At 49.4% G+C, this 22,584-nt stretch carries 24 protein-coding genes; 10 read left to right on the top strand and 14 right to left on the bottom strand.

Features of this window, described 5'->3' with window-relative positions; genetic code table 11:
• Window positions 1-408 precede the first annotated feature (408 nt).
• Window positions 409-1,098 carry an EAL domain-containing protein gene (locus tag NNO08_RS19415; RefSeq protein ID WP_271450195.1) on the top strand — a complete coding sequence of 230 codons (690 nt, stop codon included), beginning with the start codon at window positions 409-411 and terminating at the stop codon, window positions 1,096-1,098.
• A 44-nt stretch (window positions 1,099-1,142) separates the two neighbouring features.
• Here the strand turns inward: NNO08_RS19415 and sapF are convergent, their stop codons facing one another.
• Genes sapF through sapA form a run of 5 tightly spaced genes read right to left on the bottom strand, consistent with a single transcriptional unit; the run spans window position 1,143 to window position 6,425 of the window.
• Window positions 1,143-1,949 carry a peptide ABC transporter ATP-binding protein SapF gene (sapF, locus tag NNO08_RS19410; RefSeq protein ID WP_271457366.1) on the bottom strand — a complete coding sequence of 269 codons (807 nt, stop codon included), beginning with the start codon at window positions 1,947-1,949 and terminating at the stop codon, window positions 1,143-1,145.
• A gap of 1 nt (window position 1,950) precedes the next feature.
• Window positions 1,951-2,943, bottom strand: a complete 993-nt coding sequence (gene sapD, locus NNO08_RS19405) for a peptide ABC transporter ATP-binding protein SapD (protein WP_103770737.1) — start codon at window positions 2,941-2,943, stop codon at window positions 1,951-1,953.
• Window positions 2,943-3,833, bottom strand: a complete 891-nt coding sequence (gene sapC, locus NNO08_RS19400) for a peptide ABC transporter permease SapC (protein ID WP_005126480.1) — start codon at window positions 3,831-3,833, stop codon at window positions 2,943-2,945. Before sapC ends, sapD begins: the two co-directional genes overlap by 1 nt.
• On the bottom strand, window positions 3,820-4,785 hold the full coding sequence (gene sapB, locus NNO08_RS19395; protein WP_202038529.1) for a peptide ABC transporter permease SapB: 966 nt from the start codon (window positions 4,783-4,785) through the stop codon (window positions 3,820-3,822). The genes sapC and sapB overlap by 14 nt, the downstream gene beginning before the upstream one ends.
• Window positions 4,782-6,425: an ABC transporter substrate-binding protein SapA gene (sapA, locus tag NNO08_RS19390; RefSeq protein ID WP_202038530.1), complete on the bottom strand. Its 1,644-nt coding sequence runs from the start codon at window positions 6,423-6,425 to the stop codon at window positions 4,782-4,784. Before sapA ends, sapB begins: the two co-directional genes overlap by 4 nt.
• Before the next feature lie 547 nt (window positions 6,426-6,972).
• Here sapA and NNO08_RS19380 point away from each other — a divergent pair.
• Window positions 6,973-7,425 (top strand): SgcJ/EcaC family oxidoreductase, encoded by a 453-nt coding sequence (locus NNO08_RS19380; RefSeq protein WP_271457365.1) that lies wholly within the window; start codon window positions 6,973-6,975, stop codon window positions 7,423-7,425.
• A gap of 66 nt (window positions 7,426-7,491) precedes the next feature.
• On the opposite strand, the gene NNO08_RS19375 is transcribed toward NNO08_RS19380, so the two are convergent.
• The 7 genes from NNO08_RS19375 to pspF all read right to left on the bottom strand — a co-directional run bounded on the left by NNO08_RS19375 (window position 7,492) and on the right by pspF (window position 13,471).
• The gene (locus NNO08_RS19375; RefSeq protein WP_271457364.1) at window positions 7,492-8,136 is read right to left on the bottom strand and encodes a QnrB family quinolone resistance pentapeptide repeat protein; all 645 of its coding nucleotides are present in this window, start codon (window positions 8,134-8,136) and stop codon (window positions 7,492-7,494) included.
• Between the two features lie 75 nt (window positions 8,137-8,211).
• Window positions 8,212-8,853: a helix-turn-helix transcriptional regulator gene (locus tag NNO08_RS19370; protein ID WP_137381736.1), complete on the bottom strand. Its 642-nt coding sequence runs from the start codon at window positions 8,851-8,853 to the stop codon at window positions 8,212-8,214.
• Between the two features lie 126 nt (window positions 8,854-8,979).
• Window positions 8,980-9,948, bottom strand: a complete 969-nt coding sequence (locus tag NNO08_RS19365) for a threo-3-hydroxy-L-aspartate ammonia-lyase (RefSeq protein WP_271457363.1) — start codon at window positions 9,946-9,948, stop codon at window positions 8,980-8,982.
• Between the two features lie 26 nt (window positions 9,949-9,974).
• Window positions 9,975-10,370, bottom strand: a complete 396-nt coding sequence (locus tag NNO08_RS19360; protein WP_271457362.1) for a RidA family protein — start codon at window positions 10,368-10,370, stop codon at window positions 9,975-9,977.
• 375 nt (window positions 10,371-10,745) lie between these two features.
• Entirely contained in the window at window positions 10,746-11,318 is a 573-nt protein-coding gene (locus tag NNO08_RS19355) for a TetR/AcrR family transcriptional regulator (protein ID WP_271450182.1), read from the bottom strand.
• An 85-nt stretch (window positions 11,319-11,403) separates the two neighbouring features.
• Entirely contained in the window at window positions 11,404-12,267 is an 864-nt protein-coding gene (locus NNO08_RS19350) for an arginase family protein (protein ID WP_271457361.1), read from the bottom strand.
• A 214-nt stretch (window positions 12,268-12,481) separates the two neighbouring features.
• Window positions 12,482-13,471 (bottom strand): phage shock protein operon transcriptional activator, encoded by a 990-nt coding sequence (gene pspF, locus NNO08_RS19345; protein ID WP_271450184.1) that lies wholly within the window; start codon window positions 13,469-13,471, stop codon window positions 12,482-12,484.
• Window positions 13,472-13,626: 155 nt separating this feature from the next.
• Between pspF and pspA the strand changes: the two genes are divergently transcribed.
• From pspA to tyrR, 8 genes are all read left to right on the top strand, one after another.
• Window positions 13,627-14,295 (top strand): phage shock protein PspA, encoded by a 669-nt coding sequence (gene pspA / locus NNO08_RS19340; protein WP_003020532.1) that lies wholly within the window; start codon window positions 13,627-13,629, stop codon window positions 14,293-14,295.
• Between the two features lie 54 nt (window positions 14,296-14,349).
• Window positions 14,350-14,574 (top strand): envelope stress response membrane protein PspB, encoded by a 225-nt coding sequence (gene pspB, locus NNO08_RS19335; protein WP_048211519.1) that lies wholly within the window; start codon window positions 14,350-14,352, stop codon window positions 14,572-14,574.
• Complete coding sequence (gene pspC, locus NNO08_RS19330) at window positions 14,574-14,933, top strand: envelope stress response membrane protein PspC (RefSeq protein WP_137381742.1); 360 nt, start codon at window positions 14,574-14,576, stop codon at window positions 14,931-14,933. The genes pspB and pspC overlap by 1 nt, the downstream gene beginning before the upstream one ends.
• A gap of 8 nt (window positions 14,934-14,941) precedes the next feature.
• On the top strand, window positions 14,942-15,163 hold the full coding sequence (gene pspD, locus NNO08_RS19325; RefSeq protein WP_040230893.1) for a phage shock protein PspD: 222 nt from the start codon (window positions 14,942-14,944) through the stop codon (window positions 15,161-15,163).
• A 76-nt stretch (window positions 15,164-15,239) separates the two neighbouring features.
• A complete protein-coding gene (pspE, locus tag NNO08_RS19320; protein ID WP_271457360.1) occupies window positions 15,240-15,557 on the top strand; it encodes a thiosulfate sulfurtransferase PspE in 318 nt (105 codons plus the stop codon).
• Window positions 15,558-15,699: 142 nt separating this feature from the next.
• Window positions 15,700-17,097: a YcjX family protein gene (locus NNO08_RS19315; protein WP_048212579.1), complete on the top strand. Its 1,398-nt coding sequence runs from the start codon at window positions 15,700-15,702 to the stop codon at window positions 17,095-17,097.
• The gene (locus NNO08_RS19310) at window positions 17,094-18,155 is read left to right on the top strand and encodes a YcjF family protein (protein ID WP_271457359.1); all 1,062 of its coding nucleotides are present in this window, start codon (window positions 17,094-17,096) and stop codon (window positions 18,153-18,155) included. The genes NNO08_RS19315 and NNO08_RS19310 overlap by 4 nt, the downstream gene beginning before the upstream one ends.
• Before the next feature lie 146 nt (window positions 18,156-18,301).
• Complete coding sequence (gene tyrR, locus NNO08_RS19305) at window positions 18,302-19,843, top strand: transcriptional regulator TyrR (RefSeq protein ID WP_271457358.1); 1,542 nt, start codon at window positions 18,302-18,304, stop codon at window positions 19,841-19,843.
• A 119-nt stretch (window positions 19,844-19,962) separates the two neighbouring features.
• Here tyrR and NNO08_RS19300 read toward each other — a convergent pair whose 3' ends face one another.
• Entirely contained in the window at window positions 19,963-21,810 is a 1,848-nt protein-coding gene (locus NNO08_RS19300; RefSeq protein WP_271457357.1) for an aerolysin family beta-barrel pore-forming toxin, read from the bottom strand.
• A gap of 97 nt (window positions 21,811-21,907) precedes the next feature.
• Window positions 21,908-22,402: a fimbria/pilus outer membrane usher protein gene (locus NNO08_RS19295; protein WP_271457356.1), complete on the bottom strand. Its 495-nt coding sequence runs from the start codon at window positions 22,400-22,402 to the stop codon at window positions 21,908-21,910.
• Window positions 22,403-22,584 lie beyond the last annotated feature (182 nt).

The following is a 22,584-nucleotide window of genomic DNA, read 5'->3' as shown; positions in this document are numbered from 1 at the left end:
TGCCCCTTGTGTCACGATCTTTCTCTGCTATTCACCCGTCGGGGAGCAGCAGTAAACGGCATTTCAGTGGGCAGGGAATTGTTGTCAGCACCCGGTGGCCTGTCACTATTCATTGCACGTGAGGAGTATATCACTCCCCCCTGGTTCTGCCTCATCCAACCAGAGAAGAGCAGGGGGATAAGGTGAAAATACAAGGCGTCAGAGGGTTAAAATGGTATGATCTGACCTCTAGTCGATGTTTTAACGTATATCAATGTAAGAACATTCTTAAAACAAAAAATATGACCATATTCATTTAGTTATGATATATTGTTTTTATCGATCAATATCGATTCATTGATCGATATTATTGATTGATTCTGATTAGAAGTGCATTATCAGGACGTTATGATCAATTGGAGTGGTCTTATGCACTATCATTTCATCGCGGAACCGATGAGAGACACAACAGATAAGTTGCTGGGTGTTGAGATGCTCGCCCGCTTCGCTTCTGAGACGGTTCATCCGTTACATGCAGATTCCATTATTTCGGCATGGAGTAGCGAACAAAAACGTAATTTCATGCTTGAGCAAATTCGGTTAATTGCAGAAAAGCGTGATTGGTTCGAGAACAATAATCTGCTCTGTACGCTAAGCCTTGTTGATGAAATGGCGCTATTAGCAATCGGTGATCCTGTCATTAAGTCGGCCTTACATTCCATGCCTTTTATTGCGCTGGAACTCTCAGAACGCTTTCTGTCGAATACAGTTTGCCTGAACAATCTGCTCATTAATTCGCTGAGTGATGGCCCAAATGCCTTGTGGCTGGGCGATCTCGGCTCTGGCAGTATCGGCGCGAGTCCGCTGGTGTGCGGCCGTTTTGACGTTGTGAAAATGGATCGCGACTTCTTCCTGTCACAGGTAGAAAAAACAATATTCCCGGTGTTAATTAAAAATATCAGGGGGTATTGCGACCGCGTTGTGGTTGAGGGGGTAGATACGACCCATCTTATCGAGGCGGTCTGCACCGCCGGCGTTTGGGCGATGCAGGGAGAGATTTTCCCGTCAGTCACCTTCTCTGAGGTTGACGCGCTACTCTTGCCCCGGTTTTGTCACTGATGACTGAACGGATAGCCCTCCCGTCCTGGTGGGCTATTATTTCATTAACGGTCTTTCCGCCAGGCATCAGCGGTAAGCGCCTCGCCAAAATGTCCTGCAATAAGACGACGAGTCAGTTCATGTAGCGGAGAGGCCAGCACATCCGCCGTACTGCCGCGCTCGACAACTTCGCCCTGATGCATGACTAACACCTGGTCGCTGATGTGTTTCATCATCCCAATGTGTTGGGTCACATAGATATAGGAAATCCCCTGTTTTTCCTGTAACTCCAGCATCAGGTTGATGAGCTGCGATCGCATCGACATATCCAGAGAGGCTAGTGCTTCGTCGGCGATAATCACTTTTGGGCGCAAAATCAGCGCACGGGCAAGTCCCAGGCGTTGTTTTTGCCCTGGCGCGAGCATATGCGGATAGTAGCTAACATGATCGGGTAGCAGACCCACCATACGCATGGTTTCCACAATCTGTTTGCGGCGCTGTTCAGGCTCCAGAACGGTATTCAGGCGTAACGGAAAATCGAGGATTTGCGAAATTCGTTGGCGCGGATTAAGCGACGTGGATGGATCCTGGAAAATCATGCGAATACGCTGACTACGAAATGAATAATCGCCATATTTTAGCGGATGATCGTCAATCAGCAGCTCGCCGCTGCTCGGTTCAACCATCCCAGCCAGCATTTTTGCCAGCGTGGACTTGCCTGAGCCGTTCTCGCCAATAATGGCGAGCGTTTGACGTTCACGCAGCGTAAAGCTCAGCGGTTTAACAGCTTCGACGGTCTGGCGGCGAAATAATCCCGTCCGGTAGCGAAAGGTTTTGCTCAGATTGCGAACTTCGAGCAGGGTTTCTACCATCTCACTCTCTCTCCATGTTCAGGGGGAAATGACAGGCGTAGAGATGATTCTTTGCTCCGGTCAGTCTTGGGGTTTCAATGCATTCGCGCTGCGCATAAGGGCAACGTGGCCCCAGACGACAGCCGATAGGCAACTGTTCTAACAACGGAATTGCTCCTGGCATGGTATTCAGGCGGCTTTTATGCGGCATTGCGCTACCAAAATCAGGAATAGCGCGAATCAACGCTTGCGTATAAGGGTGATGGGGTATCGTCACCAAATCTTTACTGGGCGCAGTTTCCACCGTTTGTCCGCAGTACATTACGTTGATTTTGTCTGCCCATTGGCTGAGCATTTGCAGGTCATGGCTGATCAACAAAATGGTGGTATTGCTGTTTTGATTCAGTCGGGTCAACAGACGAAAAATTTGCGCCTGTGTTGTGGGTTCCATCGCATTGGTGGGTTCATCTGCAATCAGCAGACGAGGTTGGTTTGCCAGTGCGATGGCGATCATTACCTTCTGGCACTCGCCGTCGGTCAGCTCATAAGGGAAACTGCGCATTGCATCTTTATGATCTTTTATCCCGACGCGGTGCAGCAGTTCAATCGCGCGACGTTTGCGCCAGCCAATACGTTGCCACCAGCGCCCCTTGTATGTCCAGGCGGGAATGTTTTGCATCAGTTGGCGTCCAATACGTTCGGACGGATCCAGACAAGACTGTGGCTCCTGAAAGATCATGGACACATTATGGCCGACGAGCTTACGTCGCTCGCGGGCGGAAAGACGCAGCAGGTCGATATCATCAAAACGCATGCGGTCCGCGGTCACGCGCCAGTTATCTTTGGCGACGCCGCAGATGGCCTTAGCGATCAAACTTTTACCTGAACCCGATTCACCGACCAGTCCACGGATCTCACCTTCGTTTAGCGTCATGCTGACGCGGTCAACCGCTTTCACCCAGTCTTCACCGGTCCTGAACTCGATAGTCAGGTTGCGGATATCCAGTAATGGCATTATTCCACCCCCGCAATAATCGCGCGGCGCACGCCGTCACCTAGCAGGTTAACCAGCAGCACACTTATCATAATTGCCGCTCCGGGCAGCATGACTGTCCATGGTGCAACATAGATCAACTCCAGCGCATCGCCGAGCATGGCTCCCCATTCTGGGGATGGGAGTTGTGCGCCGAGATCTAGGAAGCCCAGGGCGGCGATATCCAGAATCGCCATTGACAGTGCTCGGGTGATTTCAGTGATAAGGCCGGCAGTAATATTCGGCAGAATCGCAAACCACAGGATATTGAGTGTGCTTGCGCCATCCAGACGAGCGGCAATGACATACTCTTTTTCCAGTTCGTCATGCACCATGCTGTAGACGGAGCGCACCATACGTGGCAGTAAAGCCAGCCAGACGGCGAACATCGCATGCGTCAGATGTGGCCCGGCGAAAGCCACCACAATAATGGCCAGCAGTAGCGATGGAATTGACAGTAGGGTATCCAGAATATGATTCAGCACCGCTGAGCGTAGTCCGTGCGTTGCTCCGGCAACCACGCCCAGCAACAGACCGCAGAGTGTGGCGGCGAGGGTAACGACAAACGCACCACCTACAGTAGGGGCCGCGCCGCTGAGCAGACGGCTTAATACGTCGCGGCCGAGATCGTCGGTTCCGAGGAAGAATGACACTTCGCCATAGCGTGACCAGGACGGTGGCAACAGTTGGTAGCCGAGAAATTGCTGATCGATGCCGTAAGGGGCAAACCAGCCACCAAACACGCACAGAATGACCAGTCCCGCACAACCGTACAGACCCACCATCGCAGAAGCATCGCCATAAAAATTACGCCATGCGGTGCGTAGCGTTCCGGGCGGGCGCTTCTCGCTATATACGCTATCGTAGGGCATACCATTCCTTATGTTTCAGAGGGTTAGCCATAGCACCCAAAATATCAGAGATGACGTTAACGATAATAACCAGGGAGCCAATCACCATCACTCCCGCCGAAATAGCGGCGTAGTCTTGCTGGCGAATCGCGTTAATCAACCAACGCCCCAGCCCTGGCCAGCTAAAGACCATCTCGGTGATCATCGCCAGCGTCAGCATGGTGGAAAACTGTAATCCAAGACGAGGAATGACCGGCGGAAGGGCGTTGTGCAATACGTGGCGACGCAGAATGGTGAAGCGTGACAAACCGCGCGTGGCTGCCGCTTTAACATAGTTCTGATCGAAGACCTCAATGGTGCTGATACGCATCAGGCGGATGACCTCCGTCGTGGGCGCGACGGAAAGCGTCAATACCGGAAGCACCATATGACGGATTGCGCTGACCAACATTTCGTCGCGCCAGGGGGAGTCAGAGATCCACGCATCAATAATGGCGAAACCGGTCACCGGTTTTACTTCGTAAAGCAAATCGAAACGTCCCGAAACGGGTAACCAGCCGAGAGTCAGTGAGAAGAGGAGCGTCAGCAGTAGCGCCAGCCAAAAAACGGGAATGGAAAACCCCATCAGAGCCAATGCGCTGATGCAGCGATCCTGCCATTTATTACGTGTGATGCCGGCCAGCATACCAACGGGGATCCCGACCATCAGCGCAAACCCAAAGGCAAGAATACACAGCTCCATCGTGGCTGGGAAAACCTCTTTCAGCTGTTCTGAGATTAACTGACCGTTAATACTTGAAACGCCAAAATCCCAGTGGATCAGTCCGTTGAACCAGAATATCCAGGCGTTCCACAGCGATGCGCCTTGTAATGGCGCATGGGGGGTGAAGTAGCTCAGGCTGAACCCAATGAATGTCAGGAAGAACAGGGTGACCAGCAGCAATAAGAAGCGGCGCAGGGTGAAGATAATCATGGTTTTTTCACCTCATCAGTCTTTTCCCTGGAAACCCCGGCAAAGGAGGCATTCCCGAACGGACTTAGCACCAGACCTTTGATGTCATAACGGTAAGCCTGTAGGCGCAATGATGAGGCCAACGGCAGGATCGGCAACTCTTGCGCCAGGATATTTTGTGCTTCGTCATAGGCGTCAATACGTGAGGAGAGCTGCTGCGAAGACAATGCCTTGCGCAGTATGCTGTCGAACTGCGGATTACACCAGTGCGCGAAGTTGGTCTGTGAGTTGATGGCGGCACAACTGAGCAGCGGTCGGAAAAAGCTGTCAGGATCGTTACTGTCTGTCGCCCAACCGGACAACGTCAGATCATGGTTCATATCCATTAATCGCGCCTCCTGAAAACGACCTTCAACCGGGATGATCTTCACTTTCACACCCACCTGCGCCATATCTGCCTGGATCAGTTCCGCTGTTTTCAGCGGACTCGGGTTCCAGGCCTGAGAGCTGGTCGGGACCCACAGTTGCAACGTCAGGTTCTCCAGTCCCAGTGCTTTTAACTGCTCACGGGATTTAGCCGGGTTGTATTCAGTAATCTTAGCTTCGTTGTCATAAGCCCACGAGGCGCGGGGCAAAATAGATGCTGCAGTTTCTGCCGTACCGTAGTAGATAGACTGCATCAGACGTTGGTTGTTAATGGCCAGCGCCAGCGCATGCCGCACTGCGGGGTTATCCAGCGGCGGTTTATTGGTGTTGAATGCCAGATAGGCAATGTTCATTCCAGGGCGCAGTGTCAGGCGCAGACGTGGGTCATCACGTAATATGGTGAGCTGACTGGCCGCGGGCCAGGCCAGAACGTCGCACTCACCGGTCAGGAGCTTTGATAACCGTCCGGTTCCGCCTGAACCAAGATCCACAACGACCTGTGGCATCAGGGGCGTGCCGCGCCAGAATTTTTCGTGGCGTTGTAGCCGAATATATTGTCCCGCACGGTTTTCTGAAAGCAGGAACGGTCCGGTGCCGACGGGCTGCCTGTCGAGTAATTCCTGGCGATCCTGTTTGGCCAGTTGTGTGGCATATTCAGCCGACATTACGGAGGCATAGTGTGTCGCCAGATGCCACAGGAAGGAGGCATCTGGCTGAGTCAGACGAAATTCGACCGTGTTGTTATCCAGCTTGCGCACGCTTTGCACGTTGTCAGCGAATTGCAGGCTATCGAAATAGGGAAAACTGCTGCCATTGACGTTGTGCCACGGATGGTGACGGTCAAATATGCGCTCGAAGGTAAACACCACATCATCTGCATTTAGCTTACGGGTAGGCGTAAACCAGGCCGTCTTTTGAAACGAGACATCGCGGCGCAAGTGAAAACGGTAGGTTGCGCCGTTGTCCAGCACTTCCCAGCTCTCAGCCAGTTCTGGCACCAGTCGGTAGGTGTACGGGTCCACATCAAGCAGCCGGTCATAGAGTTGGGCAGCCAGGGTGTCGACGATCAGGCCGCTGCTCGCTTTCTGTGGGTTGAATGTATTGACTTGCCCGCTGACGCAATAGACAAAGCCGCTGTCACGAATATCAGCGTGCGTGGTCTGCAGAGGCGCGGCAACAGCCTGACCACTCAGAAGTCCAGCCATCACGATCAGAGTTGATAAAACCAGGCGCATAATTTTAAGGGACTATGAATAAAGAAGCTATCTTACTAATATTTAATGACATTCGCCATTACCGTTTGAGTTTGGGCGCAACCATACCGTTAGTTGCAAATTCAACGTTGTGGCCTGGTCAATATTCATACCAGCGATCCACTTTGAATATAACTCATAAACTATCTTAGCATTTTCATGCCTCATCTGACCCGTAATAAACGAAGCGCGAGCCTCGTGAGAGTATAGCTATGCCAAATTTATGTGCTGTGGTGGCGCAAGAACCGAAACTTAAGGAAGGGATAGCGTTAAAGGGAACCTGGAAGAGGTACAGAAATCATATGAATGCTGAACTATAATCATTCAGGTAGTGGTTTATGTTAAATACAGAACAATAAAGCGAAAATATATAATTATTTCATCATATTACTTACCCATCTTTTTCTGGCGTCTTTATTTTCTACACCCGGCGTATGTTAATGGTTTCTATTGGTTATTACAGGTGAGTTGACTATCCGGTTATCAATGACCTTCTCGCGGCCATCTAACCATTAATGGAATGATTACTATGAAGAAATTACTTGGTATTGCTGTTTCACTGATCCTTTTATCGGGCCCCGTTTTTGCGACTCCGGCTCCAGAGTGTGCGAAGGTGGACAAAGCACAAATCGAAGCGCTATTCGACAAGTGGAATGAATCACTGAAAACGGGTAACGCGAAGACGGTATCCGAAAATTACCTTAGTGATGCCGTATTACTTCCCACGGTATCGAATAAAGCCCGGTTAACAGATGCTGAACGTGAGGATTATTTTGAGCACTTCCTGGCGAAGAAACCGACCGGGAAAATTGACAGTCGAACTATTCGCCTTGGCTGTAATAAGGCGATTGATGCTGGTACTTATACCTTCACCTTCGCAGATAAATCGACCGTTTCGGCCCGTTATACGTTTACTTACGCGTGGGATGGGAAGGCGTGGAAAATTTCCACCCACCATTCTTCAGCAATGCCTGAGGGGTAACAGAACAGATACACAGGGGCGGGGATTCACCGCTCCCTGGTGTATTGCGGGCTTGCTTAGCCAGGGCTAACCGATAATGGCAATCCCAAGTCGTTCCATGATTAAAGAGGCCTGGTAGCTATCTATCTTAACACCTTGTAAATCGACGCCCCGAACATCTAAATCTCCCAGTTCAGAATTGGTCAGATCGCAATGCGTGAAGTTCGCAGCTCGCCAGTCGAACGATGTAAACTCACCACCAGAGAGATCGGAACCGCTAAATGTTGCGCCGAGTATCTGCGTGCCAATCCAGCGGTTTTCCCACAGCTCACACTTTTCTAACACGACTTTTGAAAAATTGGCGTAGCTCAGGTTGGTGTTGGTGATATATGCGCTGCAGAACCAGGTGCGCGTGGTTATCATATTCATAAAACTTGCGCCGCGAAAATCCGCACCTTGAGCGCGGCATCCACGGATTTCAACACCCAATGCGCTGACATTCCTGAAGTCTGCCATTGATAAATCACAGCTTTTAAAGATGGCATCCTTCAGGATGGCCCGGCTGAAATGACACCCTTTTTGGCTCTCACGGTCGTAAAACTGACAACCGATAAATTCAGTGCCGCTAAGGTCGGTGCCAGAAAAGTCGCAGTTCAAAAACGTGCTGTTTTCAATTTTCGCCCCGGTAAAGCGGTTCCTGTCAATTTTTTCGCCTACTAACGCTAGAGTCATAATGCTAATCCTGTTTTTTTATACAGTATTTGCATCATGGTAAACTGATTACCGTCCTCGCGTCAAACGGCCAACTTATTCGCCGATAGCGTTAGCCTGACGGGCGTACAGGTAGGCGGTTGCTCTGGACACGCCCAGATGCTGCGCCACCGTATCCATGGATTTACGTACGTTCAGTAAACCTTCTTTACGCAATTGTTGAATCAGTACCTTTCTGTCTTCTGTCTTCAGCGCTCGCGCCGTTGTTGCACGTTTAGCCGCAAAGTCATCAATACGCTGGCGAATCACTTCATTACTGCCAGGATCGAGGTGTTCGCTGACAGGTGAGCACTCGGTTTCAGTAAACCGTGCCAGTGCACTCTGCATCCCGCGAAATAGCGTCATATCAACATTCAGGCAAAGCGCCGCGACGTATTTGCCTTGTTCGTCCTTGATGCCAATAGAGGTACTTTTTACCGGGCGACCATCCGCAAACTGATTGCTGTAGTTGGCAACGATGTTGGGAAAATCAGCTGATGCGATCCGCGCCAGCCCAAGCTCTGTTGCGGGCTGACCCGGTTTGCGACCGGACAGATTATTGTGTATGGACAAGATCGCATGCTCAGGGTTCTTGAGGTCATGAACCACAACCTCGCAAAACGGAGAGAAGGTGTCGCTCAGTCCTTTGGCGATAATATCAATTTGATTGAGTAGCGAGTTATCGTCGGTTTTTGGCATGCCAGTCTCCTGCAGTGATGCCTGTTGCCATTATGGCGGCCAGTTTACAGCGTCCTGGGGCTTCTTTTCCAGACTGGAACAGGCGCATAGCGATAAGGTATCCGCACCGCAGATACCTTAATGAGATTACCTGGCAAGGAAATCACTGTAGCGGCTGATATCAACATTGCCACCACTGATGATAATGCCGATTTTCTTTCCTCTAAGGTCCGCTTTTCGCGCTCTTGCGGCGGCAAAACCAAGGCAGCCCGTTGGCTCCACGACCATTTTCATTCGCTCCGCGATAAATTTCATTGCGGCAATTAATTCATCATCTGAAACCGTCAGAATATCGTTAACATGCTTCTGGATCAGTGGAAAGGTATGCTGTCCAAGATGTTGGGTTTGCGCGCCATCAGCAATGGTTTTCGGCGTATCGATATGCACAATTTTGCCACTGCGAAACGACTGTTGACCGTCGTTGCCTGCCTTAGGCTCTACACCATAGATAAGACAATCAGGGGACAAGTGTCGCGCGGCCAGTGCGGAACCTGATAGAAGACCGCCACCGCCCAGACAAACAAAAAGGGCATCCAGAGCACCAACTTCTTCAATCAGTTCTTTCGTTGCGGTACCCTGGCCTGCAATAACGTGCGGGTGATCGTAAGGTGGGATCAGCGTCAGTCCTTGTTTTTCTGCCAGATCCCGGCCAATTTTTTCACGATCTTCAGTGTAACGGTCGTACATCACGACATGTCCGCCATATCCTTTCGTGGCAGCAACTTTAGCGGCTGGCGCGTCGTGCGGCATGATAATTGTCGCCGGAATACCCAGCAATTTTGCGGACAGGGCGATTGCCTGAGCATGATTTCCGGATGAAAAAGCCACGACGCCGGCTGCTCGCTGCTGTGGCGTAAACTGGCGCAGAGCATTCATCGCGCCGCGAAACTTAAATGCACCCATCCGCTGGAAGTTTTCACATTTAAAAAAAACGTCAGCGCCAAACTCTTCATTCACCGTTCGTGATGTCATAACCGGTGTCTTGTTAGCATAACCTGCGATGCGCTCAGCGGCCGCGGCAACATCGTGGTAATCAGGTAGTGTCATTTCAGTCATTGTTGTTCACCTGTAGCAGTTAAAAGTCACACTTGTTGTGCTAACGCAATGGCTTCAATTTCTACGGCAAAGCCATAATGAAGCTCTGCAACGCCAGCGACAGCACGGGCTGGACGGGAATCACCGATCCATTCGCCGTAGATCCGATTAAACGTCGGCCACTGGTTAATGTCCGTGACATAGACGCGTACCGATACCAGTTGCTGGCGAGAAACGCCGGCCCCCGCCAGACAAGCATCAACATTTTGTAGAGCCAGTCTGGTCTGTTCTTCAAAAGAAGCATCCGCTTTTCTTTCGCCATTAGTCGTGACAGGTAGCTGTCCGGAAATGAAAACGAATCCCCCGGCAGTCACACTATGTGAGTAATGGCCTGCTGGTGGGAAGCTATCCGTCGTTGTGTTCAGGGTAATATTTGCGGGCATGGTTCAATCTCCAGCTTAAGTAATGATGATTCATTTAGTATAAAATAATACTGTTTGTATTATTTTATACACCATCGTCATCCATGCATCCAGTCTCTTTTTCAGCGACGCTGTCTCTGTGAACGGCGTAAAACGTTCGGCATATCAGTTGAGATATTTGTATGGTATCAAGATGTGTGGCCGTAAGGGCGGATAGAAATGATGAGATCGCAGAAATGATTTTTTTGCTTTTACGCGTGGTTGGGATCTCAGGTGCAACTCATCATTAACTGTATAAATTGATACGTTATGTATTGATTATGTTGATGTCCGCAATACCCACTTCTGGCGCGAAGTGGGCAGGGGAAAGATCAGAAAACAGGCGAGGGAAGTATTTTATTTGAGCAACTTTGACATTAAATCAGGGAACGCAGGTACATCTGTGGCCAATGAGAACGCAGGGTTAATAGCCTTACGGGCAATCAGCCCGTCAATAAATGCAAACAGAATGATGGTGATCGCTTCCGGGTCAATATCCCGACGAAACTCTCCTGCGGCGATACCTTGCGCAATTATTCCCGCAATGCTTTGCCGCATGATGTTATCACTGGCGATAAACGCTTCCCTGAGCTCCGGGTTGCGTGCCGATTCGGCCATGATTTCTACCCAAAGGTGGTGCGTGACAGGGTAACCGACATCGCTTATGCAAGAAACGACCTGCTTGCAAAGACGATCAAAAAACGATCCGCCACAGGGCTCATTATGGGCAGCCAGGGCAGTATTTTGCTCTTCCAGAACGATTGCCCGTATAAGCTCATCCTTACTTTTGAAGTAAGTATACATAGCCCCCTGGCTTATACCTGCACGCGTGGAAATTTCGCGCACGCTGGTAGCACTGAATCCCTTCTCAGCAAAACAGGCTGCGGCAGCGGTAATAAGCTTATGGTAGGTTTCAGTATTCTTTAGCATATCGACCTTTATCTTTGAATCTATGGCGAAACTTTACCGCGCTTTAAGGCCTGGAACCAGCGATGAGATTTATCGATATCTTGCGTTACTTCATGAGAGGTAATGCACTGAGCATATTCTTGAGGTTTACCATATCCCACGGCAGATGTTCAGCAATGGTAAGCCCGACGGCCTCCGCGTGTACGGTGGCAAGATTAACCAGTTTAAGCACCTCTTCAATAGTCAGTTTACCTTCGGCCACATCGCCAAAATCATGTTCACCTCTGCCTGGTTGGGCGAACAAAACAGAACGGAAAAGTGACGGGTCCAGAACATCCAGATCAATATGAATCGCCAGATATTCGATGTGCTCGCGGGCAATCCACGCCATAACCTCGTTGGCACCGTTTTTGACATCATCAGGGCCAGTCGTCGCAATACTGTGATGGGTCAGATAGTCGCTTTCGTATATCAGTGGATTGTGAATGCCGGCAATCATAATTTTTGACGCAGAAACCTTGTGCGTGACGTGGGCTACTAAATCTTTATCGCCCGTGCCGATCAGCGCGCCAAGAACATGGGCATGCGCATTTGGATACTGTTCAGCCGTCTGCACGTCGGGGTGAGAGTCGATCCAAAGCACGCCCAGCTTATCACCGTATTTATGCAGCAGATGCGCGAAGGGCACCAAAGAAACCAGGCAGTCACCACCTAATACGACAATTGCGTCGGGATCGTGTTTTTCAATACGCGTCGCGGCATCGTTCAACTGTTTAAGAATCTGTGGCTTACCAGTAATGCCATCTATGACAACCAGCGGCTCGCTTTCTGGTAAAGCAACGGGAACATCCTCGACGGGGCCTTTCGCTTCGGGCGAGAGAAAAGACAAGAGAAGTGATCCGAGATGATAGGGGGGATTGTTGCCTCCCTGCCACTGGGGGAAGGAAAGTCGAAGCGTTTTTTTTGCCATAATTTACCTGCTGTTAGTTTCTAAGGAGGAACGCCAAGGCGTATCCGTGTTGGTCGTCTTGTGAATATGCAGTGAATGAACGTTCATTCATTATGAGGGCGGTATAAAGATTATGCAAGAATGATGATAGGCGGGAATCGTTAAACGGTACTATTTTCATGTGCGTTGTGGAGGGCTTTGCACATGAAGGCGCTTAACGGTCGGTAATGCATCACTAAATCTGGTGTTTTTTAAGCAACGCGCGCAGCTGATGGTACGTCAGCCCAAGCAGTTCGGCGGCCTTTTTCTGGTTGAATTTTGCCTGTTGTAAGCTGGTTTGCAGAAACGTCTTTTCTTGCTGTTGCTGGAATGCGCGGAGATCCAGCGGTAACGTTGCCACTGTAGAGTGGGTTTCCTGCTGCTGAACGTCTGTGGCGTGGCGCTTAAACGGATCTATCACTACCTCGTCCAGTGGATATTCGCTGGTACCATGTCGATATACCGAGCGTTCAACAACGTTTTTCAATTCACGGATATTGCCCGGCCAACGATAGTGGAGAAGTGTTTCTCTGGCTTGTGCGCTAAAACCGGGAAATAGTGGCAATCCAATCTCGCGGCACATTTGAATCGCAAAATGTTCGGCCATCAACATGATGTCGCTTTTACGCTCCCGTAAAGGTGGAAGTTGCACGACATCAAAGGCCAGTCTATCCAACAGGTCTGCGCGGAAAGTACCTTCGCTGACCATTCTCGGTAAGTCGGCATTGGTAGCACAGACAAGTCGTACGTTAACCTGCAGCGGCTGGCTTCCGCCTACGCGCTCGAGTTCTCCATACTCAATAACGCGCAGTAATTTCTCCTGTACCAGCATCGGTGCGGTTGCCAGTTCATCAAGAAAAAGTGTGCCACCGTCGGCGCGCTCGAAGCGACCCGGATGGCGTTTTTGTGCCCCGGTAAAAGCGCCAGCTTCGTGGCCGAAGAGTTCGGAATCGAGTAAATTTTCGTTCAGCGCCGCACAATTAAGCGAAATAAACGGTCCTTGCCAGCGCGTGGAAAGGTAGTGCAGACGGTTGGCGATTAGCTCTTTTCCTGTGCCACGCTCACCGATAACCAGCACGGGTTTTTCCAGAGGGGCCAGATGGGAGACTTGTTCCAGCACTTCAATGAAGCTGTTTGCTTCTCCCAGAAGAGTATCTTTATATCCTGCCATGATGAAATTCACCATTTGTTAGTGTTATTCACCAATTTACCCTAATTCTCTCGTCAGGTAAAATTAGATATCATCTTTAAAATCAATAAGATAAAAAGTTGGCACGACAAGTGCATTATGGAAGCAGCAGGGCATTGCCCGATATCAGAACAGTAAGTGAGGATTACATTATGGGTATTTTTTCTCGTTTTGCCGACATCGTGAACGCCAATATTAATGCGTTGCTGGAAAAGGCCGAAGATCCGCAGAAACTGGTGCGGTTGATGATTCAGGAAATGGAAGACACGCTGGTTGAGGTTCGATCTAACTCAGCGCGTGCACTGGCAGAAAAGAAACAGCTGTCCCGCCGGATTGAACAGGCCAGTGCGCAGCAGGCGGAGTGGCAGGAAAAAGCGGAGCTGGCGCTGCGTAAAGAGAAAGAAGATCTGGCGCGTTCTGCATTAATTGAAAAGCAGAAACTGACCGATTTAATTGCTTCTCTGGAGCATGAAGTGACGCTGGTTGACGATACGCTGGCGCGGATGAAAAAAGAGATTGGTGAGCTGGAAAATAAACTCAGTGAAACCCGGGCTCGTCAGCAGGCATTGATGTTGCGTCATCAGGCGGCGAGTTCTTCCCGCGATGTCCGTCGTCAGTTGGATAGCGGCAAACTGGATGAAGCAATGGCCCGCTTTGAATCTTTTGAGCGCCGCATTGATCAGATGGAAGCGGAAGCTGAAAGCCATAACTTCGGTAAGCAAAAATCTCTGGATCAGCAATTTGCTGACCTGAAAGCAGATGATGAAATCAGCGAGCAGCTGGCGCAGCTTAAAGCCAAAATGCAGCAAGACAAGCAATAATAACTACTGGCGGCGCCCGAACGCGCCGCCGCTCATCACCTGTAAGGAGTACTCATGAGCGCGCTATTTCTGGCCATTCCGTTAACTATCTTTGTGCTGTTCGTTTTGCCGATCTGGCTGTGGTTGCATTACAGCAACCGTTCCAGCCGTGGTGAACTGTCGCAAAGCGATCAGCAACGTCTGGTAGAGCTCAACAATGATGCACAGCGTATGCGTGAACGTATTCAGGCGCTGGAAGATATCCTTGATGCCGAACATCCAAACTGGAGGGACCGCTAATGGGGGGCGTTAACCTGAACAAAAAACTGTGGCGTATCCCGCAGCAGGGCATGGTTAAAGGGGTCTGTGCCGGTATTGCGCACTATCTTGATGTCCCCGTGAAGCTGGTAAGGATCCTGGTGGTACTGTCAGTCTTTTTTGGTCTGGCCTTTTTCACCGTAGTTGCCTACATCGTGTTGACGTTTGTGCTGGACCCTATGCCGGACAACGTCGCATCCGGCGAACAACAGCCATCGAGCGGAGAACTGCTGGATTCCGTCGATCGTGAACTGGCCGCGAGCGAAAAGCGTTTGCGTGAAATGGAGCGTTATGTGACATCGGATACCTTCACATTGCGCAGTCGTTTCCGTCAATTGTGAGGATTGAAATGAATAATCGCTGGCAACGTGCCGGGCAAAGGGTTAAGCCGGGCTTTAAAATAGCAGGCAAGCTGGTGCTTCTTACTGCACTTCGCTACGGCCCTGCGGGCGTTGCGGGGTGGGCGGTGAAATCCGTGGCCCGCCGTCCTTTAAAAATGTTGCTGGTGTTGGTACTGGAGCCATTATTGAGCAAGGTTGCCAGGAAAATTTCCCAACGCTATGGCCAGTGATAGTACGCTCGCAATATTTCCTTAAGATCAAGTATATAGTGTTAGGTGACTTTCCATCATTTAACGGAACGATACTATGTTGAAAAAAAGCGTATTGGCGCTGGCGCTGGTCATCGGCATGCCGGTGTTTGCGGCGGAGCACTGGATTGATGTTCGTGTTCCTGAACAATATCAGCAGGAACACGTTCAGGGTGCCATCAACATCCCTTTAAAGGATTTGCAGGCACGAATTGCGGCAGAAGTCCCTGATAAGACCGACACCGTGAAGCTGTATTGCAACTCAGGTCGTCAATCCGGGATGGCAAAAGATGTGCTGACCGGGATGGGCTATACACAGGTAACTAACGAAGGCGGTATCAGCGGGATTCATCTTCCTAAAGTAGAGAATAAATAATCCGCATGCTTTCTCTTAGCTAAAGGCGACATGAATGATGTCGCCTGATTTCTTTCAGGGAGTTGATAACTCAGTATTAAACCTTATGTTTACTCCCTGTTTGTTATAATTTCTTCGGTTCCTTCAGCATAACGGGATGGCGATGAAGCGACTTAAAAATGAACTCAACTCGCTGGTTAATCGCGGCGTAGATCGGCATCTGCGCCTGGCTGTCACCGGACTTAGCCGCAGCGGTAAAACGGCGTTTATTACCGCTATGGTAAACCAGTTACTCAATATTCATGCCGGTGCTCGTCTGCCGTTGCTCAGTTGTGTGCGTGAAGAGCGTCTGCTTGGCGTAAAGCGGGTTCCTCAGCGCGATTTTGGTATTCCGCGCTTTACCTATGACGAGGGACTGGCCCAGCTATATGGCTCTCCGCCAACCTGGCCGACGCCGACGCGTGGTGTTAGTGAAATTCGCCTGGCGTTGCGCTACAAATCCAACGATTCTTTGCTGCGTCACTTTAAAGATACGTCTACGTTGTACCTGGAAATCGTCGATTATCCGGGGGAATGGCTGCTTGATTTACCGATGCTGGCCCAGGATTACCTTGGCTGGTCACGGCAAATGACCGGATTATTACAGGGACAGAGAGGTGAATGGTCGGCCAGATGGCGGCAGCTATGCGAGGGACTTGACCCGCTGGCACCTGCGGACGAAAACCGTCTGGCGGAAATCGCCGCAGCATGGACAGATTATCTGCATCAGTGCAAACAGCAGGGATTGCATTTTATTCAACCTGGGCGCTTTGTGCTGCCGGGGGACATGGCTGGCGCACCTGCGCTGCAGTTTTTCCCGTGGCCGGATGTCGATGCTTTTGGTGAGTCAAAACTGGCACAAGCAGATAAACACACCAATGCGGGCATGTTGCGCGACAGGTTTAATTACTACTGTGAAAAGGTCGTGAAAGGGTTCTACAAGAATCACTTTCTGCGCTTTGACCGCCAAATTGTGTTGGTTGATTGCCTGCAACCGCTTAACAGCGGACCACAGGCGTTTAACGATATGCGTCTGGCACTGACACAACTGATGCAAAGCTTTCATTATGGTCAGCGCACGTTGTTCCGGCGGTTGTTCTCGCCGGTAATCGATAAGTTGCTGTTCGCTGCCACCAAGGCCGACCACGTCACGGTCGATCAGCATGCCAATATGGTGTCGTTGTTGCAGCAATTGATTCAGGACGCCTGGCAAAATGCCGCGTTTGAAGGCATCAGTATGGACTGTCTGGGACTGGCATCGGTGCAGGCAACCACCAGCGGGCTGATTGATGTGAAGGGCGAGAAGATCCCCGCGCTGCGCGGCAATCGTCTGAGCGACGGCGAGCCGTTGACCGTCTATCCGGGAGAGGTCCCTGCGCGTTTACCGGGCCAGGCTTTTTGGGATCGCCAGGGTTTCCAGTTTGAAGCCTTTCGCCCGCAGGTCATGGATGTGGATAAACCCTTACCGCATATTCGCCTGGATGCCGCGCTGGAGTTTTTAATAGGAGATAAATTGCGATGAGCGAGCCGTTAAAACCGCGTATCGATTTCTCAGGTCCACTGGAAGTGGAACCAAACACGGCATTTAAAGCACAGCAAATGTTCACCGATACCGAAGCGCAGACTTTTTCTCCGGCGACAGTGGATGAGCCGCTGGAAGACGAAGGTCAGGCTGAAGCTGTTATTGATGCCGCGTTACGTCCTAAACGCAGCCTGTGGCGCAAAATGGTGATGGGCGGGCTGGCACTGTTTGGCATCAGTGTGGTTGCTCAGGGCGTGCAGTGGACGATGAACGCCTGGCAGACTCAGGACTGGGTTGCGCTGGGGGGCTGTGCTGCGGGTGCGCTGATTATTGGTGCAGGCGTGGGGTCGGTGGCAACCGAGTGGCGTCGGCTGTGGCGTTTACGTCAACGCGCACACGAGCGTGATGAAGCGCGTGATTTGTTACACAGTCACGGAACCGGAAAAGGCCGCGCATTTTGTGAAAAGTTGGCACAACAGGCAGGTATCGATCAGTCTCACCCTGCGCTACAACGCTGGTATGCCTCTACCCATGAAACGCAAAATGATCGGGAAGTTGTGAGCCTGTATGCCCATCTGGTGCAGCCAGTACTGGATGCGCAAGCACGACGTGAGATCAGTCGTTCTGCGGCGGAATCCACGCTGATGATTGCCGTCAGCCCGTTAGCGTTGGTGGATATGGCGTTTATTGCCTGGCGAAATCTGCGGTTGATTAACCGTATAGCTACGCTGTATGGCATCGAACTCGGCTATTACAGCCGCCTGCGCCTGTTTCGTCTGGTACTGTTAAATATCGCTTTTGCCGGGGCCAGCGAGCTGGTGCGGGAAGTGGGGATGGACTGGATGTCGCAGGATTTAGCGGCCCGGCTATCCACGCGTGCCGCGCAGGGTATTGGCGCGGGCTTATTAACAGCGCGTCTGGGGATTAAAGCGATGGAGTTGTGCCGTCCATTACCGTGGATTGATGATGATAAACCGCGACTGGGGGATTTCCGCCGTCAGTTGATCGGTCAGGTGAAAGAGACCTTACAAAAGAACAAATCCCCGCGTGAAAGTTGAGTAAATACGGGTGCCGATCGTATAACTTTACGCCCCGGCGCCCAATTTTCCAGCGTGCTGTCAATATTTGTTGACAGAGTCCTTCCTGCTAACCCAATACTGGCTTATCATCTAACACATGATCCCTTGTTTAGGTGAAGGTTCCCATGCGTCTGGAAGTCTTTTGTGAAGACCGTCTTGGTCTGACCCGCGAATTGCTCGATTTACTGGTGCTGAGAAGCATTGATTTACGCGGTATCGAGATTGACCCCATCGGGCGAATCTACCTTAATTTTGCGGAACTGGAGTTCACTAACTTCAGCAGCCTGATGGCTGAAATCCGCCGCATCGCAGGGGTAACGGACGTCCGCACCGTGCCCTGGATGCCTTCCGAACGCGAACATCTGGCGCTTAGCGCGTTGCTTGAAGCATTGCCTGAACCCGTTCTTTCTCTGGATATGAAAAGCAAAGTGGAGATGGCAAACCCGGCAAGTTGCCAGCTTTTTGCCCACCCCCAGGAGCGGATGCGCAACCACACGGCTGCACAGCTCATCAATGGGTTTAACTTCCAGCGCTGGCTGGAAAGTAATCCGCAGGATTCCCATAGTGAACATGTCGTGATTAACGGGCAAAACTTCCTGATGGAGATTACGCCAGTCCATTTGCAGGGTGAAAACCAGGAGCAGATGCTAACCGGTGCCGTGGTGATGTTACGTTCTACCCTCCGTATGGGCCGTCAATTGCAAAACATGACCACCCAGGATCTGAGCGCATTCAGCCAGATTATTGCCGTCAGCGCCAAAATGAAACACGTTGTTGAACAGGCTCGCAAGCTGGCGACGCTGAGTGCACCGCTGCTGATCACCGGAAATACTGGCACCGGCAAAGATCTCTTTGCACATGCCTGCCATCTGGCGAGTCCACGTGCGTCAAAACCCTATCTGGCGCTGAACTGCGCGTCTATTCCTGAAGATGCGGTAGAAAGCGAACTGTTTGGCCACGCCCCGGAAGGTAAAAAAGGGTTCTTTGAGCAGGCGAATGGCGGTTCAGTGCTGTTGGATGAGATTGGCGAAATGTCGCCGCGCATGCAGACGAAATTGCTGCGCTTCCTCAATGACGGGACGTTCCGTCGCGTGGGCGAAGATCATGAAGTTCATGTTGATGTTCGCGTAATCTGCGCGACGCAAAAGAACCTGGTGGAACTGGTGCAGAAAGGTCTTTTCCGTGAGGACCTCTATTATCGTCTGAATGTCCTGACGCTTAATCTGCCGCCGCTACGCGATTGCCCGCAAGATATTATGCCGCTCACCGAGCTGTTTGTGGCGCGTTTTGCTGACGAACAGGGTGTACCTCGTCCGAAGTTGTCTGCCGATCTCAGCACGGTGCTAACCCGCTACGGCTGGCCGGGTAATGTGCGTCAGCTTAAAAATGCTATCTATCGGGCGTTAACTCAGCTTGAAGGCTATGAACTGCGCCCGCAGGATATCTTATTGCCGGATTATGATGCAGCAACAGTTGCCGTCGGAGAAGAGGTGATGGAAGGGTCGCTGGATGAAATCACCAGCCGCTTTGAACGTTCTGTGTTAACGCAGCTTTATATGAATTATCCCAGCACGCGTAAACTGGCTAAACGCCTGGGGGTTTCACATACCGCGATTGCCAATAAGTTACGCGAGTATGGTCTGAGTAATAAGAAAGGTGAAGAGTAGTTCCTTTTATGTACCCCCCTGGTAGAAATTGCCTGGGGGGTTGCCCACAATTTGCATCCCGACACCTTCTGTCGTTATATTTAAATTGCGTACAATTACTACCAAATCAAACAACGTGACTATGATATAACCACATTGAAATCAACAGTGCTTGCCAGTTCGCTGTTTTTTGTATATTCGTCTTGTTCCAGCGACTTATACGTGTTCTCATCAATAAAATATTTAACTTTGACGACTCCATTGGTATGTGTACATAGAATATATGTGTCTGAGTTATGATCATAGATGATCTCAGCAATGCTTTTATCAATATGGGTGTTAGTATCGTCATCTTTGAGTGCTTTCCATATGCCATACTTTTCATTAAAGCTAGAGTAGGCAACGCTGAAATCATTTTCGCCAATTAAAGGAAGCTTGCTAAGGTTAAAATTTTGTCCTGGAGATAAAGCTTTCGGAATTCTTGACTGTGTATATATTTTACGCAGTGGGTGGATTGGAATTAAATCACTTTTAGCATCATTGGACGAGATGATTTGTGTTAATGTTGCGCCTGTTGTTGACAGAGGTAATTCTTGTGTCATTGTTTTTAACATGGCGTCAAAGTCACCATAAATTTCATTATGGATGTTTTCCCAATTTAAATGATCCGCCCATGGGGTTTTATTGGAATTGTATATTGTACCTTGTGTTACACCATGGGTTTTATCATAAACTTCGCTATTTGGATTGAGAACTGCTCGGTTATAAAGATTGGTATGTGCTGGTGTTGTATCATCACCAAACATAGCAACGAAATTTCTATGTTCATAAGAATTTAAATTATGGGTGGCTGCATTATCATCATAGCAATCTCCGCACATAGAAAAAATAGCCACTTTATACTTCAACGTAACTGGAGAATCATATTCAGTAGCTACGTTAACATCGGATATTGTTGCTTGTGTCAAGCATGCTGTGTGGGGAGGTACAATTATACTGGTTGTGGATTGACCACTGAATGTGTCAGTTTTAGAGTTGGTCTCAGAATAAGCTGTTGCAATCAGTTGCTCGGCGGTGAAATCACAGGATAATGATACGTCGTAATGGAACATTTTGAATTTCTGGCCGACTGAAACATCAACTCCCACTGTCTCACCGTAGCTATATTCTTCTGTATCGGTGATGGTATTACTGCTTGTTTCCGATACTTGTTTACCTATGGTGGTTTCGTGCGTTACATTGTTCAATAATATATTTTTATATTCATCTACTGATGATTTTGCAAAACTGGAGTAAGAAAGTCCGGGGATCGGTGACTCTGCGTTTTTTGCTATAGCCTGATCATAATCCATATTTCCTGTTGCCATGTTAAAAGGTTTATCATCAACAACAACACTCAATTGTAAATCATAAAATGCGATACCGAAGCAATTATAGCTATATCGATATGCTTTCCCATGGCGATCTTTATGTGTGGCCAGAAAATAAATGACGGTATCATCACATGTCGTATTATTCACTAAGGGGTCAATAGTATGGTATTTTTCATAATCTTTTCCAGACATCTTGTGGTGCATTGCTGCTGCAATTGAATCTGCAGCAGCATCATTAACTTCTTTAAGGCTGTTGGCTATTTTTAAACCTGAGCTTAGGTAACCATCATCATGTTCTTCTGCAGTTGACCGGGGAGTGGTATCGGACAATAGTTTCTGTACATCCATGTAGTGTCCTTTAATCCCAAAATCTTTTTTCCATCCGTTTCCAGCATGGTCAGAATATGATTTTCCTTCACTATTAAATATATCGCACGCCAGTGTAGCCCAACGATTCACATCCCCATTATTGATTAACATATCTATCAAAAATGTAAGTTTATCGCTAATGTCCGCTCTACCATTTGTATCCCCTCCATAAATATCTTTATAGGTGATGGTTGGGTTACCTTCAATAACAATGTCTTTACAAGGGCCATAAAATGTATCGCTCATTTAAAACTCCATTATATATTTGTGGAACATGTTTGAAAACTCAGAACACTACTCATAATAAATCCTGAAATTAGCTGTTGCCGAAACCATTCCCCCTTCAACGTAACCTCCTTAAAGGAGATAACAGAAGGGGGCTGGCTTTTAGAATTTGTATCCCAACACCTTCTGTCGTGCGAAATGAGTTGAGATAGAGCGTATTACCAGCAGGAGCAATACTGGTCGCGTAAAAATCAGTGATATGTATATCTGGAGCCACCGACTGCGCCCGATAAAGCACTAAGCGGGATTCCTGGGGACTGGTTGGGTCATGACTGCTTTGGTCGATGTTGTATTTGGCATTGAACATCCAATCATCTACTGGCCTTGAAACGCTAAGGGAGGTTTGTCGGTCGGTATCCCTTCCCGGTGTTGCGGTCTGGCTGTAATTAAGCGGATACATTGAGCGACCTGACGTGTTGCTGTAGTCTATTATGCGTTCATATTTATACACATCCCAGTAATTCTGCTGGAACGCATTCACGTTTAATTGGCCCCATTTTCCCATTGAACTGCAGGCAGAGACTGTAAGTACCTCGATAGCTGTAAATATCAATGTAGCAAACCAACGTCAGTAACTGCGGATTTAAACATTAATATTATTCCTTAAAATAAGTTAAGCCGTTCCAATGATATTGAATCTATGTGGTCTTATCGTTAGATAAAAAGAGTACAGCAAAACCAGAAGGAAAAAATTATTTTTAGGGCAATGGGCAGATATTAAGAATAAATTAATAC

It is taken from the genome of Citrobacter sp. Igbk 17 (genome assembly GCF_028069775.1).
Classification (GTDB): domain Bacteria; phylum Pseudomonadota; class Gammaproteobacteria; order Enterobacterales; family Enterobacteriaceae; genus Citrobacter.
The sequence above is the reverse complement of the archived record's forward strand: the minus strand, read 5'-3'. Positions and strand labels throughout refer to the sequence as shown.